The sequence below is a fragment of the Vibrio mytili genome, assembly GCF_000830505.1.
GTDB lineage: Bacteria > Pseudomonadota > Gammaproteobacteria > Enterobacterales > Vibrionaceae > Vibrio > Vibrio mytili.
Window position 1 is genome coordinate 1 of sequence record NZ_JXOK01000001.1, and the last position, 14,824, is coordinate 14,824.

The window sequence follows — 14,824 nt, forward strand, 5'->3', positions numbered from 1 at the left end:
GGGCTTATAAAACCTAATAGTAATGAAAGTAAAACACCTGTATATATGAATAAACCATTTAAAGAGTAATAATATATACCTACAACTATAGCCAATGCCAAAGATAAATAGAATAAGACCACTTACCCAATGATTGAAATACAATATTACCTGTTACAATACTGTCATTCCTTTGAGCTTGGATTATCAAAAATGCACCAAAAACAGGAATTAAAGCCAAATACCCAGGCCATAAGTTTTCTTTTGAAATAAAGATATAAGATAAAATTATTAATGCTAATCCAACCCATTCAAATACTTTCTTTCTATTCTCTGCGAGTTTTAACGGGTAAAGATATGCAACACCACCAATCATCATTTCCCACGCTCTGGTAGGTAATAGATAATAAGCAGGATTAGGCCATTTGTAGGTTGCTATCACACAGAAGATAAAGCCCAACACCGTTCCAACTAAAACAGTCGCTTTCATAGCCTTTAACGATATAAACTTTCTCATAGCAACAAGAACTAATGGATAGATTATGTAGAACTGCCATTCAGCAGATAAAGACCAAGTATGTAAAAGCCATTTTTCGTGTGAAGCAGCATCAAAGTAACCAGACTCTCTCCAATATATGATATTGGATAAAAAGCCCATACTGCTACCTACGTGCTTTCCTAATACTTTGTAATCAAGTGGAGTAAGGTAGAACCAACCGAACACTAACAAGGCCAGACAAAGAACCGCTAATGCAGGTATGATCCTGTTCGCTCTCGCAACATAAAACTTCAAAATAGAAAAGTTTTCTTGCTCAATACCTCTAAATATTATCCCTGTCATTAAGAAACCAGAAATAACAAAAAACACGTCTACCCCTGCAAAACCGCCGGGCATCCAACTCGCATTAAAATGAAATAGCACAACAGCTATTACTGCTATGGCTCTTAAACCATTTATATCTTTTCTGAACTGCACAAGCCTAAACCAACTGATTAAAATATTTGGGCGTATTTTATACTAATACTAAGGCAAGGCAAGGCAAGGCAATTGATTAAAGCTCAATTTTATTCCTGTTAATCTTTCGTAGCACTGTTATTCGTTTAGCAGGAAACTGAAAGTTAGAATTGATGATCGCGCTACGTACCCGATCTTTAGACTCTTTTACTGTGGTTTCAGGTAGCCCAACCAAGGTAAAACCTGGCATGCCATTGCTGATATGAACTTCTACACTCACCGAGGGCGCTTGCACCCCGACACTTGCCCGACTATGAATGATTGCCAGCCCCATACGCTCTCCAAGTTACTCAATACTCATACCCCTACAGAGAACCTCACGGTTCCAACCTGTTTGGGTATAACCAAATGTTTTTTATATGTACTTATGTTATATACCGCGTACAAACTGGGGGTTAATGTGAAAAAAGAATGACTTTTTGCTTGTCATGCAACGGAATTGTGTGATACCACTAGAGACGCAAACAATTGCGTAGAACATTACACAAAAAATTAACGATAGAAATTAACGACAGACAGATGAACCTATTCGCCAAATTCAATTCACTGCTAGCCCTGATTATCGTGGTCATTATTGGCATCACGCGGGGTGTTGTGGGCGAAAGGTAACCACAAATTATAAAAAACCCCCGCACTGAAAAGTCCGGGGGTTTTTTTACAACTACAAGTTGTCATCTGTCTAACCCTTGGACAGTTTAACGGGAAGAATGGGAGTGCACATGAAGTGCAACACATATGGCGATAGCTACGAGCCTCAACGTAGCAAAGGAGGTTTACGATGACTGGAGCACAACTTGTCGTAGCCGCTTTAAGACAGCAAGGCATCAATACCATATTTGGCTACCCTGGCGGAGCCATCATGCCCATCTATGATGCCTTGTATGACGGAGGTGTTGAACACATCTTATGCCGTCATGAACAAGGGGCAGCCATGGCCGCTATAGGTATGGCTCGTTCAACTCAAGATGTTGCTGTTTGCATGGCAACTTCCGGCCCTGGCGCCACTAACCTCGTTACCGGCCTTGCCGATGCGTTCCTTGATTCCGTTCCACTGGTCGCCATTACGGGTCAAGTAGCCAGCTCCCATATCGGTACCGACGCCTTCCAAGAAATGGATGTGATCGGTATGTCCCTCGCCTGTACCAAACACAGCTACTTGGTCACTGAAATCGAAGACCTAGCTCCAACACTGGCTGAAGCATTTGAAGTAGCCAAAACCGGTCGTCCAGGTCCTGTTATTGTTGACATCGCTAAAGACGTTCAGCTTGCACAGGCACCAACCGATTTGCTGCCACCATATGTTGCACCGCCTATCGAAGATGTTGCCGCCGCAGACGTTAAGCGAGCTCAAGAAGTGTTAGCCGCTTCGACACGCCCTGTACTTTACGTCGGTGGTGGTGTTCAGCTCGCCAAAGCAACGGATGCAGTACGAGAGTTCTTACGTCTGAACCCTATGCCAGTGGTAAGCACTCTGAAAGGCCTAGGCACCATTGAACGCCACGATCCCCATTACTTGGGCATGCTAGGTATGCACGGAACCAAAGCCGCAAACCTTGTTGTACAGGAATCGGATCTGTTGATTGTTGTTGGTGCGCGATTTGATGACCGTGTGACAGGAAAACTCGACACGTTTGCTCCGAATGCAAAAGTGATTCACATTGATATTGATGCGGCAGAAATTCATAAGCTGCGCCACGCCAATGCTCCACTGCGTGGTGACATCAATACGATTCTTCCTCAGTTAGAACTGACACAAGACATCACTCCTTGGGTTCACCACAGTGAAAGTTTACGTAGTGGCTTTAAGTGGCGTTATGACCACCCTGGCGAGCTTATCTATGCGCCACTATTACTCAAACAGTTATCCGATATGATGCCGGATAGCTCGATTGTCTCAACGGATGTCGGCCAACATCAGATGTGGGCAGCACAGCATATTCAGCCGCGTGATCCGCAAAATTTCATCACCTCCGCAGGTCTAGGCACGATGGGCTTTGGCCTACCCGCAGCGATGGGGGCAGCAGTCGCGCGTCCGGATGATCAGTCTATTCTTATAACGGGTGACGGGTCATTTATGATGAACGTCCAAGAATTAGGTACATTAAAACGTCGCCAAATTCCGGTGAAGATTGTGCTCCTTAATAACCAACGCCTAGGCATGGTGCGCCAGTGGCAATCGCTATTTTTCGATGGCCGCCACAGTGAAACCATTCTTGACGACAACCCTGACTTCGTGATGCTAGCCAAAGCATTCGATATTCCGGGTAAAACCATCACCAAGAAAGAAGAAGTGGAGCCAGCATTGAAAGAGATGCTAGCGAGCAAAACTTCTTACATGCTTCACGTTTTAATCGATGAAGAAGAAAACGTGTGGCCTTTGGTACCGCCAGGCGCCTCAAACAGTGATATGTTGGAAAACACATAGGAGACCATCACATGGACAGATATTTACTCGATATCAAAGCCGATGACAAACCGGTACTGTTAGAGCGCGTTCTACGTGTGATTCGTCACCGAGGCTTTGTGATAAAACAAGTTGCCGCGACGCAAAACCATGAAAGTAAAGTGGCCAGCGTGGAGATCATTGTCGATAGCGACCGGCCAATTTCGTTTTTGATCAATCAGATTGAAAAGTTGTGGGACGTGCGTAAAGTTGAGGTGCTAAAAATCCGCAACGATGAGCTGCCAAATCACAACTTACAACAACAAGTAAGTGCATAAGGAAGGCAATAAATGGCAACGAAAACAGCAGATTTCATTTGGTTTAATGGCGAGATGGTGCCGTGGGCAGAGGCAAACGTACACGTTTTGACTCATGCGATGCACTACGGTACCTCGGTATTTGAAGGCGTACGTTGTTACAACACGCCCAAGGGTCCAATTGTCTTCCGTCACCGCGAGCACGCACAACGCTTAAAAGATTCTGCCAAGATTTATCGCTTCCCTATTCCATACTCTGTGGAAGAAATCATGGAAGCCACCCGTGAAACCTTACGCCAAAACAAACTGGATAATGCTTACATTCGCCCACTGGGTTTTGTTGGTAATGTCGGCTTAGGTGTATGTCCTCCAGTCGGCACTGAAATGGACCTGATTATCGCGGCGTTCCCATGGGGTTCGTATTTAGGTGAAGAAGCATTAGAGAAAGGCGTGGATGCCATGATTTCCAGTTGGAACCGCGCTGCACCCAACACCATTCCAACCGCAGCAAAAGCGGGAGGCAACTACCTATCTTCATTATTAGTAGGCGGTGAAGCTCGTCGTCACGGTTACGATGAAGGTATTGCGCTCAGCGTGGACGGTTATCTGTCGGAAGGCGCGGGTGAGAATATCTTTGTCATCAAAGATGGCGTGATCACAACCCCACCAGCAACCAGTGCGATATTACCGGGCATCACTCGTGACTCAATCATGACCATTGCGCGTGATAAAGGCTATGACGTACGCGAAGCGAACATCGCTCGTGAAGCACTTTATCTAGCGGACGAAGTCTTTATGACCGGAACCGCAGCGGAAATCGTACCTGTCGCAACCGTCGACAAAATTGAAGTGGGCAACGGTAAACGTGGCCCTATCACTAAAGAATTGCAACAAGCCTACTTTGGCCTATTTAACGGCACCACTGAGGACAAGTGGGGCTGGTTAGACTATGTGTACCCAGAGCAGAAGTAAGAAGGAATTAAGAAATGCCAAAATATAGATCAGCAACCACCACACATGGTCGTAACATGGCGGGTGCTCGTGCGCTCTGGCGTGCTACTGGTGTAAAAGATGATGACTTCGGAAAACCAATCATCGCGGTCGTGAACTCATTTACTCAGTTTGTTCCGGGGCACGTTCACCTTAAAGATATGGGTCAATTGGTTGCCGGTGAAATCGAAAAAGCCGGTGGTATCGCGAAAGAATTCAATACCATTGCGGTCGATGACGGCATCGCAATGGGTCACGGCGGCATGCTTTACTCATTGCCGTCACGTGAACTGATCGCCGACTCTGTGGAGTACATGGTCAACGCACACTGCGCTGATGCTATGGTGTGTATTTCGAACTGTGACAAAATCACTCCGGGAATGATGATGGCAGCAATGCGCCTTAATATTCCAGTGATCTTCGTGTCTGGTGGCCCGATGGAAGCGGGTAAAACCAAGCTTTCTGATCAGATCATTAAACTCGACTTGGTTGACGCAATGATCCAAGGCGCCGATCCAACGGTTTCGGATCAACAGAGTGAACAGATCGAACGTTCCGCGTGTCCAACTTGTGGTTCGTGCTCAGGCATGTTTACCGCCAACTCAATGAACTGTCTAACCGAAGCGTTAGGCCTCTCTCAGCCAGGTAACGGGTCTATGCTGGCAACGCATGCCGACCGTGAGCAATTGTTTATTAATGCTGGTAAACGCATCGTTGAACTAACAAAACGTTACTACGAACAAGATGACGCATCTGCCCTACCGCGTAACATCGCTAATCGCGCAGCCTTTGAAAATGCGATGGCATTGGACATTGCCATGGGTGGCTCTAGCAACACCGTTCTGCACCTGTTAGCAGCGGCACAAGAAGGTGAAGTAGACTTCGACATGAACGACATCGATGAAATGTCTCGTCGCGTTCCTCACCTATGTAAAGTGGCTCCATCGACTCAGAAATACCATATGGAAGATGTCCACCGTGCGGGAGGCGTCATGGCTATCTTGGGTGAGCTAGACCGCGCAGGCTTGTTAAACGGTAATACACACACCGTCCTGGGCATGACCATGCAACAGCAGCTTGCCGAGTACGACATCATCCAAACCGAAAACGAAGAGGTACTTAAATTCTTCCGCGCTGGTCCTGCAGGTATTCGTACCACCCAAGCCTTCTCGCAAGATTGCCGTTGGGATCGCCTTGACGATGACCGTGTTGATGGCTGTATCCGCTCAAAAGACAACGCATTCAGTCAAGAAGGTGGTCTAGCGGTCCTTTCCGGTAACATTGCCGTTGATGGATGTATCGTTAAAACCGCTGGTGTAGATGAAGAAAACCTTAAATTCCAAGGCCCTGCAATTGTTTTCGAAAGTCAAGATTCGGCAGTGGATGGTATTTTAGGCGGTAAAGTGAAAGCTGGCGAAGTGGTTGTTATCCGTTACGAAGGGCCTAAAGGCGGTCCAGGTATGCAAGAAATGCTTTACCCAACCACGTACCTAAAATCCATGGGTCTGGGTAAATCGTGCGCCCTACTAACGGATGGCCGTTTCTCAGGTGGAACATCAGGCTTATCAATCGGCCACGCCTCTCCAGAAGCGGCGAGTGGTGGTACGATCGGCTTGGTTCAGGATGGTGACATTATCACCATTGATATCCCAAGCCGTTCCATCACACTTGATGTCCCAGAAGATGAGCTCGCTGCACGCCGAGCAAAACAAGATGAGTTAGGCTGGAAACCCGCTGACCGTCAACGTGACGTTTCTTTTGCGCTGAAAGCGTACGCAAGTATGGCAACCAGTGCTGACAAAGGGGCAGTACGAGACAAATCTAAGCTAGAGGGCTAGCAGCGATGGAATCTCAACCCGAAAAGACAGTCAATCAAACTGGCGCAGATTATCTGCGTCAAATCCTACGTGCACCGGTTTATGAAGTCGCAACGGTCACCCCTTTACAAGACATGCCTCGCTTGTCTGCACGCATTGGCAATCATGTACAGATCAAACGTGAAGATCGCCAACCTGTGCACTCATTTAAGCTACGCGGGGCATACAATATGGTCGCTAGCTTATCGGAAGAGCAAAAAGCCGCGGGAGTGATTGCCGCTTCAGCAGGTAACCATGCTCAAGGCATGGCGCTTTCTGGAACCAAATTAGGCATCAAAACAACGATTGTGATGCCAAAAACAACACCAGATATCAAAGTTGACGCTGTGCGCAGCTTTGGTGGTAATGTCGTCCTGCATGGCAGCAACTTTGATGAAGCCAAAGCAGAAGCTGAGCGTTTATCGGAGGAGTATGGTTACACCTTCGTACCTCCGTTTGATCACCCACTAGTGATTGCCGGGCAAGGCACCATTGGCATGGAAATGCTGCGACAAAATGGTCACTTAGAATACATTTTTGTGCCAGTGGGCGGTGGTGGCTTAGCCGCTGGTGTTGCAGTATTGGTGAAACAACTGATGCCAGAAATCAAAGTCATTGCAGTCGAGCCAGAAGATTCTTCGTGTCTGAAAGCAGCGCTGGATGCAGGTGAGCCGGTGGTTCTTGATCAAGTCAGCATGTTTGCTGATGGGGTTGCGGTAAAACGCATTGGTGAAGAGACGTTCCGTTTATGCCAGAAATACATTGATGGCCATGTTGCTGTGTCTAGTGACGAAATCTGCGCCGCAGTGAAAGACATCTTTGAAGACACCCGAGCCATCGCTGAGCCTTCTGGTGCGTTGGCTTTAGCAGGCTTGAAGAAGTTCGTAGAACAAAACCATCTCGAAGGCAAAAACTTAGGTACCGTCCTTTCTGGTGCTAACACCAACTTCCATGGTCTGCGTTATGTTTCCGAGCGCTGTGAACTGGGTGAAAAGCGCGAAGGTTTGCTCGCGGTGACCATTCCAGAGCGCCAAGGAGCATTCTTAGAGTTTTGCAACTTGATTGGTGGTCGTGCTGTTACTGAGTTCAACTACCGCTACAACGACGATCAGTTAGCCAATATATTTGTCGGGGTACGTCTGCAAGGCGGGCAAGAAGAACTGGAACAAATCATTCACGATCTTCGTGATGGTGGTTATCCCGTCGTGGATCTTTCCGATGATGAAATGGCGAAGCTACATATTCGCTATATGATCGGCGGAAAACCATCAAAGCCACTGACAGAGCGTCTGTACAGCTTTGAATTTCCTGAATACCCGGGCGCACTGCTTAAGTTCCTGAGTACGTTAGGAACACATTGGAACATCAGCTTGTTCAACTATCGCAATCATGGTGCCGATTACGGTCGAGTTCTTTGTGGTTTCGAGTTAAATGAAGGCGATTTGGCCCAGTTTACGACGCACTTACGTGAGCTTGGTTACCAATATAAAGATGAAACAGACAACCCATCGTATAAGTTCTTTTTATCCTAAGTTGTGCTGATACTCATCCACCTAAAACACCTCGCCATCGCGAGGTGTTTTTAAACCAAGCACAGTCATCAAGTTCTCAAAAGTGGCGTAAGATCCATGGCAATGGCGAGCATCAATGTTGTAACCAATCTTGGTGTAATTGACTGGATGATCCTAAATAATCAACCATCCATTGGATCAACTTATGGTTGTCATCTTTACGCCATACTAAGCAACAGTGGCTGAGTGGCATCTCATCCGGTAATACTTTTTCTACCAGTACACCTTGGTTAATTAACGGCATCGCAATGTGGCGCGGCATATACCCTACACCCACCCCATTTTTCAGACATTCAATGGCACTGTACCAATTCGGTAATAGCAGCCGTCTCTGTTGTGGATAATGCCCCGTATGACGCTTAGGCAGCACATTAGACGTATCATCCAAGCAAATGGCTGGAAACTGGCTGACAAACGCTTCGGTTAAAACCTGTTGGCGCACACACGGGTGAGCAGGAGACATGACAAATGCCCAATCTAATTTACCCATCTCTTTTACTTCAAAATCTCCCCCAACTGGAATGGCCGACGTTGCGCCAACAACGATATCTGCTCGTCCTTGTGCGATAGCTTCCCAAGACCCATTGAACACTTCCATATTGATTTGCAGTTCAGCAAAATCAAACTCACGATAAAAGTCATCCACCAGCGGCTTAAGTTTGTCCAGTTTTACCACATTATCCAAGGTCAACTTAAGCGTACTTTGCCAACCATGCGCGGCGCGGCGGGTTTGCATCTTCACCTCTTCCATCTGTCGCAATAAAGAGCGAGCTTCGGCGATAAATAGCTCCCCAGCTGGGGTCAGCTCTACTTTTCTGGGTAACCGACGAAACAACACCACATTTAAATCTTTCTCTACCTGCCGAACCGCATAACTGATCGCAGAAGGGACCTTATGTAACACGTCCGCCGCTGCGGTAAAACTGCCTAACCGAGCAACGGTATCGAGCAGCTCTAAAGAAGATTTAGAGAACATCCACGCCTAACCTTTCAAAAATTTTGATTCATAACCAACAATTTTAACGTTTTATTTTTAACAGATCGAAAAATACAATGAAAAGGTAAATAAATCAGGGTTGGCGCCAACTGATATTGATTAAAAAATAATTAAAAAATTTGATTGGTAATAAAATGAAAATAGCAAAATTACAACTCGTTTATCTTGCAGTGCTATCCATGTTGGGCTTTATTGCCACGGATATGTACCTACCTGCATTTAAAGCCATGGAAGTCGACTTTGCGACCGGCCCGGAGCAGATAGCCCTGTCTTTGACTGTATTCTTAGGCGGAATGGCGTTTGGCCAACTGATGTGGGGACTGGCTTCAGACAAATTTGGCCACCGAAATACCTTGGCGACAGGCTTGGTGATATTTACCCTTGCTTCATTCGGTCTGGCTTTCTGCGACCAAGTATGGCAATTGCTAACCTTACGATTTATTCAAGCGATTGGTGTGTGTGCACCTGCCGTGATCTGGCAAGCCATGGTGATTAAGCGTTACTCAAGCAGCAGCCAACAAATTTTTGCTACCATCATGCCGCTGGTGGCGTTATCTCCAGCACTCGCCCCTCAGCTCGGTGTGATCCTAGCGGACAACTTGGGCTGGCACAGTATCTTTATTACTCTGAGCGCAGTTGGCGTACTACTTGTCGCGGCAACCATGATGCAGAAAAACGAAAGCGTAGAAACCAAGCAAACCAGTATTTCTACAGACATCAAAGCCCTGCTCAGCTCTAAAGCTTACCTTGGCAACGTATTTATGTTTGCTACCGCTTCCGCGGCGTTCTTTGCATATCTGACAGGCATGCCAGAAATCATGGCTCAACTCGGTTATGACGCCAAAGACATCGGACTCAGCTTCATTCCGCAGACTATCGCTTTTATGGCAGGTGGCTATTTGGGTAAAGTCGGTGTGCGTAAGTTTGGTGACGAAAAAATACTTCGTCAGTTAATCGGGCTTTTCAGCGTCGCTGCCGTTTTAGTGTTTATCGCTTCTCAATGGCAACTCACGTCGATATGGCCAATTTTGGCACCGTTTTGTTTAATTGCTGTGGCGAATGGCGCTCTCTACCCAATCGTTGTGAATCGCGCTTTAGCGAGTGCGCAACAAAGCCCGGCAACGGCAGCTGGCCTGCAAAACAGCTTACAAATCTGTGTAAGTAGTTTATCGAGTGCATTGGTTGCTGCGTTAGCAAGTCAAGCGCAGATGGTGACAGGTATCGCGATAGTGTTGTGCATGGGTGGTTTATGGATTGGGTACATCGTCTCTAATCGTGAACTATCCAGCCATTTCATAACACCAGATAACGCGCGTGTCGTCAGCAATGAAGAGTAATAAAAACAAGTAACAAGAACGACAAAGCCGCTCGAATCAGCGGCTTTGATTTTTTATTCAGTAAAATACCGCGAAGCGGAATTACTTTTTCTTTTCTGGGCGTTGCCAGCCAGGTATTTTGCGCTCTTTCGCGCGAGTAATCACTAACTCACCTGCATCGACGTCTTTTGTCAACGTCGTACCGGCACCAATAGTCACACCATCAGCAATGGTCAAAGGCGCCACCAGCTGGCTATCTGAACCAACGAAAACGTCGTTACCGATAATGGTCTTGAATTTATTCGCACCGTCGTAGTTGCAGGTAATTGTGCCGGCACCGATATTGGTGCGCTGGCCGATTTCCGCATCCCCCAAATAAGTTAAATGGTTGGCTTTCGAACCTTCACCAATACGGGCATTTTTAACTTCAACAAAGTTACCGACGTGTGAATCATTTCGCATTTCTGCGCCTGGACGCAGACGGCTAAATGGGCCAACGGTACAGGTTTCGCCCACCGTTGCACCTTCAATGACGCTGTACGGACGAATGACCGTATTGTCATCAATCTCACAGTCAGTCAGCACACAGCCAGCACCGATCACCACGTTATCGCCCAATGTCACTTTACCTTCGATGATGACATTAACATCGATTTCGCAGTCCATGCCGCATTGCAATTCACCACGCAAATCAAAACGAGCAGGATCACGCAGCATCACACCTTGTTCTAGTAACTTCTGCGCTTGCATGGATTGAAAAGCGCGCTCAAGACGAGCTAACTGAGCGCGATCATTGACCCCTTCCACTTCGATTGGATTGACCGGATGCACGGCTTCAACCGCACGACCTTCATCATGTGCTGCGGCAATAACGTCGGTTAAGTAGTATTCGCCTTGCGCATTTTGATTGTTCAGACCCGCAAGCCAGCGCTTCAAGTCGCCGCCTGTTGCCACCATCACACCGGTATTGATCTCTTTAATCAGTTTTTGCTCTTCAGTCGCATCTTTCTGTTCGACGATAGCAACCACAGGGCCGTTCTTACGCACAATGCGTCCATAGCCTGTCGGGTTGTCTAGAACCACCGTGAGCAGCGCAATTCCACCTGTAGGCTGGGCATCAAGCAAGCTCTCAATAGTTTCTTCAGAGATAAGCGGAACATCACCGTATAGAATCAGTACTTTTTCATCATCTTCGAACTGCGCTGAAGCCTGATCTACCGCGTGCCCAGTGCCAAGTTGCTCAGACTGAAGTACCCAGTTGACCGGCTCTTCAGCAAGCGTCTGCTTCATTTGATCACCAGCGTGACCGTAAACTAAATGAATGTTTTGCGCACCGAGCCCAGAACATGTATCAATGACATGTTTTGCCATCGGCTTACCTGCCAACGTATGAAGCACTTTTGGCATGTTCGAGTACATACGGGTTCCTTTACCCGCAGCAAGGATTACTGCACTGAATTTCATTAATAACCTATTTGATGTTCCGTATTAGTTGGCGGTTATTTTAGACAGCTTGGAAGGATTAGTTAATGGTGAGAAGTAAATTTCCAATAAAAATTAAGCAAAAAGGCGACCATATGGTCGCCTTTTTCATGCAACGTTGCTAATTGAGCTTAGCGACGCTTCTTGGTCAGTTCGATAACTCGTAACTGAGCCATGGCTTTAGCCAGTTCACTGGCCGCTTGTGCGAAGTCCATATCGCCATGCTGATTCTGGATGTTCTCTTCAGCACGACGCTTGGCTTCTTCTGCCTTAGCTGCGTCTAGATCTTCACCACGAATCGCAGTATCAGCCAGTACTGTAGCAGTACCAGGCTGAACTTCGACCATACCACCCGAGACATAAATGAACTCTTCGTGGCCGTGCTGTTTCACAATACGCACCATACCAGGCTTAATAGCGGACAGAAGCGGAGTATGGCCGTGGAAAATACCAAGCTCACCTTCGCTACCGGTCACCTGAAACGTTTCAACACGACCTGAGAAAATACGTTTCTCAGCGCTGACCACGTCTAGGTGAAAGGTTATTGGTGCCATATCGCCTCCTAGTTAGCCTTATAGCTTCTTAGCATTCTCAATAGCATCATCAATGCTACCGCAGTACATAAATGCCTGCTCTGGAATGTCATCGTATTCACCAGCGAGTAGACCTTTGAAACCGCGTAGAGTTTCTTTAAGAGGTACGTAGATACCTGGGTCACCTGTAAATACTTCTGCTACGTGGTAAGGCTGAGTTAGGAAACGCTCAATCTTACGTGCACGAGATACAACTTGCTTATCTTCTTCAGATAGCTCGTCCATACCTAGAATCGCAATGATGTCTTTCAGCTCTTTGTAGCGCTGAAGTGTCTGCTGAACGCCACGAGCAACGTCGTAGTGATCTTGACCAACCACAAGTGGATCAAGCATACGAGACGTTGAATCTAGTGGGTCAATCGCAGGGTATAGACCCATTGCCGCGATGTTACGGTTAAGTACAACCGTTGCATCTAAGTGCGCGAACGTGGTTGCTGGAGACGGGTCAGTCAAGTCATCCGCAGGTACGTAAACCGCCTGTACAGACGTGATAGAACCTGATTTTGTTGACGTGATTCGCTCCTGAAGTACACCCATCTCTTCTGCAAGAGTTGGCTGGTAACCTACCGCAGAAGGCATACGACCTAGCAGTGCTGATACCTCAGTACCGGCCAATGTGTAACGGTAGATGTTATCAATGAACAGTAGTACGTCACGACCTTCGTCACGGAACTTCTCTGCCATTGTAAGACCAGTCAGTGCAACACGTAGACGGTTACCTGGTGGCTCGTTCATCTGACCGTAAACCATCGCTACTTTTGATTCTTCAGGCTTCTCAACGTTTACAACGCCCGCTTCCTGCATCTCGTAGTAGAAATCGTTACCTTCACGAGTACGCTCACCAACACCAGCAAATACTGATAGACCAGAGTGTTGTAGTGCGATGTTGTTGATAAGTTCCATCATGTTAACGGTCTTACCTACACCTGCACCACCGAATAGACCGATTTTACCACCCTTAGCGAATGGACAAATTAGGTCGATTACTTTAACACCCGTTTCTAGGAGTGCAATTTCGTTTGATTGGTCTTCGTAGCTTGGTGCGCTACGGTGGATAGAGTAAACCTCTTCCGCACCGACTTCACCACGCTCATCAATCGCGTCACCTAGGACGTTCATGATACGACCTAGTGTTTTAGTACCTACTGGTACTGAAATTGGAGCGCCAGTGTTAACCACTTCTACTCCACGACGTAAACCATCAGAGCTACCCATAACGATACAACGAACTACGCCACCGCCTAGCTGTTGTTGAACTTCAAGAACAAGACGCTCTTTTGAGTCCGTTACGTTTAGAGCGTCATATACACTAGGTACATCGCTCTGTGGGAACTCTACGTCGACTACCGCACCGATGATCTGTACGATCTTACCTGTAGCCATCGTTAATCCTCTAAACTATTTCGTTTTACCTAAGCTTAAACCGCAGCTGCACCACCAACGATTTCAGATAGCTCTTGTGTAATCGCCGCCTGACGGGCTTTGTTGTACACAAGTTCCAAATCGTCAATCAAGTTAGTCGCGTTATCCGTTGCAGCTTTCATCGCAATCATTCGAGCCGCTTGCTCACAAGCAAGGTTCTCAACCACACCTTGGTATACCTGAGACTCTACGTAACGCACCAAAAGTGTGTCCAATAGAGGCTTTGGTTCAGGCTCATAGATGTAATCCCATGAATGCTCACGCTGCACCTCTTCGCTATCCGATTTAGGCAAAGGTAGCAATTGATCGATCGTTGGTTGCTGAACCATCGTATTCACAAATTTATTGAATACTACGTATAGACGGTCCAGTTCACCTTCATCGTATTTTTTCAGCATTACGCCAACAGAACCGATAAGGTCTTCTAGCGTTGGGCTATCGCCCAGACCAGAGACCTGTGCCGCAACTTTTGCGCCACCATGTTTGAAGAAGGCAGTTGCTTTTGAGCCAATGACAGCAAGCTCAATTTCAGCGCCTTTTTCTTTCCATGACTGAATGTCTGTGACGGCTTTCTTAAACACGTTAATGTTCAAGCCACCACACAGACCACGGTCTGTTGAAACGATGATGTAACCAACACGTTTAGCTTCACGCTCTTCTAGGTACGGATGACGGTACTCTAGATTTGCATTAGCCACATGACCGATCACTTTACGCATTGTTTCAGCGTATGGACGAGAAGCTTCCATTGCGTCTTGAGAACGACGCATTTTTGAAGCTGCTACCATTTCCATCGCTTTCGTAATTTTCTGCGTGCTTTTAACACTACCGATTTTATTACGTATCTCTTTTGCGCCGGCCATCGTTACTCTCCGTTAGTTGGTGGCAGAAACTGCCACCGAC

The 14,824-nt window shown here is 46.9% G+C and carries 12 protein-coding genes and 1 pseudogene; 6 read left to right on the top strand and 7 right to left on the bottom strand.

Going from position 1 to position 14,824, the window contains the following annotated elements:
- Window positions 1-85 precede the first annotated feature (85 nt).
- Window positions 86-955 carry an acyltransferase family protein gene (locus SU60_RS00005; protein ID WP_245228323.1) on the bottom strand — a complete coding sequence of 290 codons (870 nt, stop codon included), beginning with the start codon at window positions 953-955 and terminating at the stop codon, window positions 86-88.
- A 112-nt stretch (window positions 956-1,067) separates the two neighbouring features.
- Window positions 1,068-1,268 (bottom strand): annotated as a pseudogene (locus SU60_RS00010) (magnesium chelatase domain-containing protein); the annotation flags it as partial.
- 504 nt (window positions 1,269-1,772) lie between these two features.
- On the opposite strand from SU60_RS00010, the gene ilvG reads away from it, so the two are divergent.
- The 5 genes from ilvG to ilvA are packed head-to-tail and all read left to right on the top strand — an operon-like array spanning window position 1,773 to window position 8,072.
- The gene (gene ilvG, locus SU60_RS00015; protein WP_041153758.1) at window positions 1,773-3,419 is read left to right on the top strand and encodes an acetolactate synthase 2 catalytic subunit; all 1,647 of its coding nucleotides are present in this window, start codon (window positions 1,773-1,775) and stop codon (window positions 3,417-3,419) included.
- A gap of 11 nt (window positions 3,420-3,430) precedes the next feature.
- Window positions 3,431-3,715, top strand: a complete 285-nt coding sequence (gene ilvM, locus SU60_RS00020) for an acetolactate synthase 2 small subunit (RefSeq protein WP_014233403.1) — start codon at window positions 3,431-3,433, stop codon at window positions 3,713-3,715.
- Between the two features lie 12 nt (window positions 3,716-3,727).
- Window positions 3,728-4,666: a branched-chain-amino-acid transaminase gene (gene ilvE / locus SU60_RS00025; RefSeq protein WP_041153759.1), complete on the top strand. Its 939-nt coding sequence runs from the start codon at window positions 3,728-3,730 to the stop codon at window positions 4,664-4,666.
- 14 nt (window positions 4,667-4,680) lie between these two features.
- Window positions 4,681-6,522: a dihydroxy-acid dehydratase gene (gene ilvD, locus SU60_RS00030; RefSeq protein ID WP_041153760.1), complete on the top strand. Its 1,842-nt coding sequence runs from the start codon at window positions 4,681-4,683 to the stop codon at window positions 6,520-6,522.
- A gap of 5 nt (window positions 6,523-6,527) precedes the next feature.
- Window positions 6,528-8,072 carry a threonine ammonia-lyase, biosynthetic gene (ilvA, locus tag SU60_RS00035; RefSeq protein WP_041153761.1) on the top strand — a complete coding sequence of 515 codons (1,545 nt, stop codon included), beginning with the start codon at window positions 6,528-6,530 and terminating at the stop codon, window positions 8,070-8,072.
- Between the two features lie 112 nt (window positions 8,073-8,184).
- Here ilvA and punR read toward each other — a convergent pair whose 3' ends face one another.
- Entirely contained in the window at window positions 8,185-9,087 is a 903-nt protein-coding gene (gene punR / locus SU60_RS00040; protein WP_041153762.1) for a DNA-binding transcriptional activator PunR, read from the bottom strand.
- Between the two features lie 155 nt (window positions 9,088-9,242).
- Between punR and punC the strand changes: the two genes are divergently transcribed.
- On the top strand, window positions 9,243-10,445 hold the full coding sequence (gene punC, locus SU60_RS00045) for a purine nucleoside transporter PunC (protein WP_041153763.1): 1,203 nt from the start codon (window positions 9,243-9,245) through the stop codon (window positions 10,443-10,445).
- An 81-nt stretch (window positions 10,446-10,526) separates the two neighbouring features.
- Here punC and glmU read toward each other — a convergent pair whose 3' ends face one another.
- The 4 genes from glmU to atpG form a co-directional block, all read right to left on the bottom strand.
- On the bottom strand, window positions 10,527-11,888 hold the full coding sequence (gene glmU / locus SU60_RS00050; RefSeq protein WP_041153764.1) for a bifunctional UDP-N-acetylglucosamine diphosphorylase/glucosamine-1-phosphate N-acetyltransferase GlmU: 1,362 nt from the start codon (window positions 11,886-11,888) through the stop codon (window positions 10,527-10,529).
- A 149-nt stretch (window positions 11,889-12,037) separates the two neighbouring features.
- On the bottom strand, window positions 12,038-12,460 hold the full coding sequence (locus SU60_RS00055) for a F0F1 ATP synthase subunit epsilon (protein WP_041153765.1): 423 nt from the start codon (window positions 12,458-12,460) through the stop codon (window positions 12,038-12,040).
- Between the two features lie 18 nt (window positions 12,461-12,478).
- Window positions 12,479-13,882, bottom strand: coding sequence for a F0F1 ATP synthase subunit beta (gene atpD / locus SU60_RS00060; protein WP_041153766.1), 1,404 nt, complete (start codon window positions 13,880-13,882; stop codon window positions 12,479-12,481).
- Between the two features lie 35 nt (window positions 13,883-13,917).
- A complete protein-coding gene (gene atpG / locus SU60_RS00065; RefSeq protein WP_041153767.1) occupies window positions 13,918-14,784 on the bottom strand; it encodes a F0F1 ATP synthase subunit gamma in 867 nt (288 codons plus the stop codon).
- Window positions 14,785-14,824 lie beyond the last annotated feature (40 nt).

Excerpts from the sequence above, each read along its gene's own strand:
- atpG (WP_041153767.1), bottom strand. The coding sequence starts at position 14,784 with ATGGCCGGCGCAAAAGAGATACGTAATAAAATCGGTAGTGTTAAAAGC.
- punC (WP_041153763.1), top strand. The coding sequence starts at position 9,243 with ATGAAAATAGCAAAATTACAACTCGTTTATCTTGCAGTGCTATCCATG.
- ilvG (WP_041153758.1), top strand. The coding sequence starts at position 1,773 with ATGACTGGAGCACAACTTGTCGTAGCCGCTTTAAGACAGCAAGGCATC.
- ilvE (WP_041153759.1), top strand. The coding sequence starts at position 3,728 with ATGGCAACGAAAACAGCAGATTTCATTTGGTTTAATGGCGAGATGGTG.
- SU60_RS00055 (WP_041153765.1), bottom strand. The coding sequence starts at position 12,460 with ATGGCACCAATAACCTTTCACCTAGACGTGGTCAGCGCTGAGAAACGT.
- glmU (WP_041153764.1), bottom strand. The coding sequence starts at position 11,888 with ATGAAATTCAGTGCAGTAATCCTTGCTGCGGGTAAAGGAACCCGTATG.
- atpD (WP_041153766.1), bottom strand. The coding sequence starts at position 13,882 with ATGGCTACAGGTAAGATCGTACAGATCATCGGTGCGGTAGTCGACGTA.
- ilvD (WP_041153760.1), top strand. The coding sequence starts at position 4,681 with ATGCCAAAATATAGATCAGCAACCACCACACATGGTCGTAACATGGCG.
- ilvM (WP_014233403.1), top strand. The coding sequence starts at position 3,431 with ATGGACAGATATTTACTCGATATCAAAGCCGATGACAAACCGGTACTG.
- ilvA (WP_041153761.1), top strand. The coding sequence starts at position 6,528 with ATGGAATCTCAACCCGAAAAGACAGTCAATCAAACTGGCGCAGATTAT.
- punR (WP_041153762.1), bottom strand. The coding sequence starts at position 9,087 with ATGTTCTCTAAATCTTCTTTAGAGCTGCTCGATACCGTTGCTCGGTTA.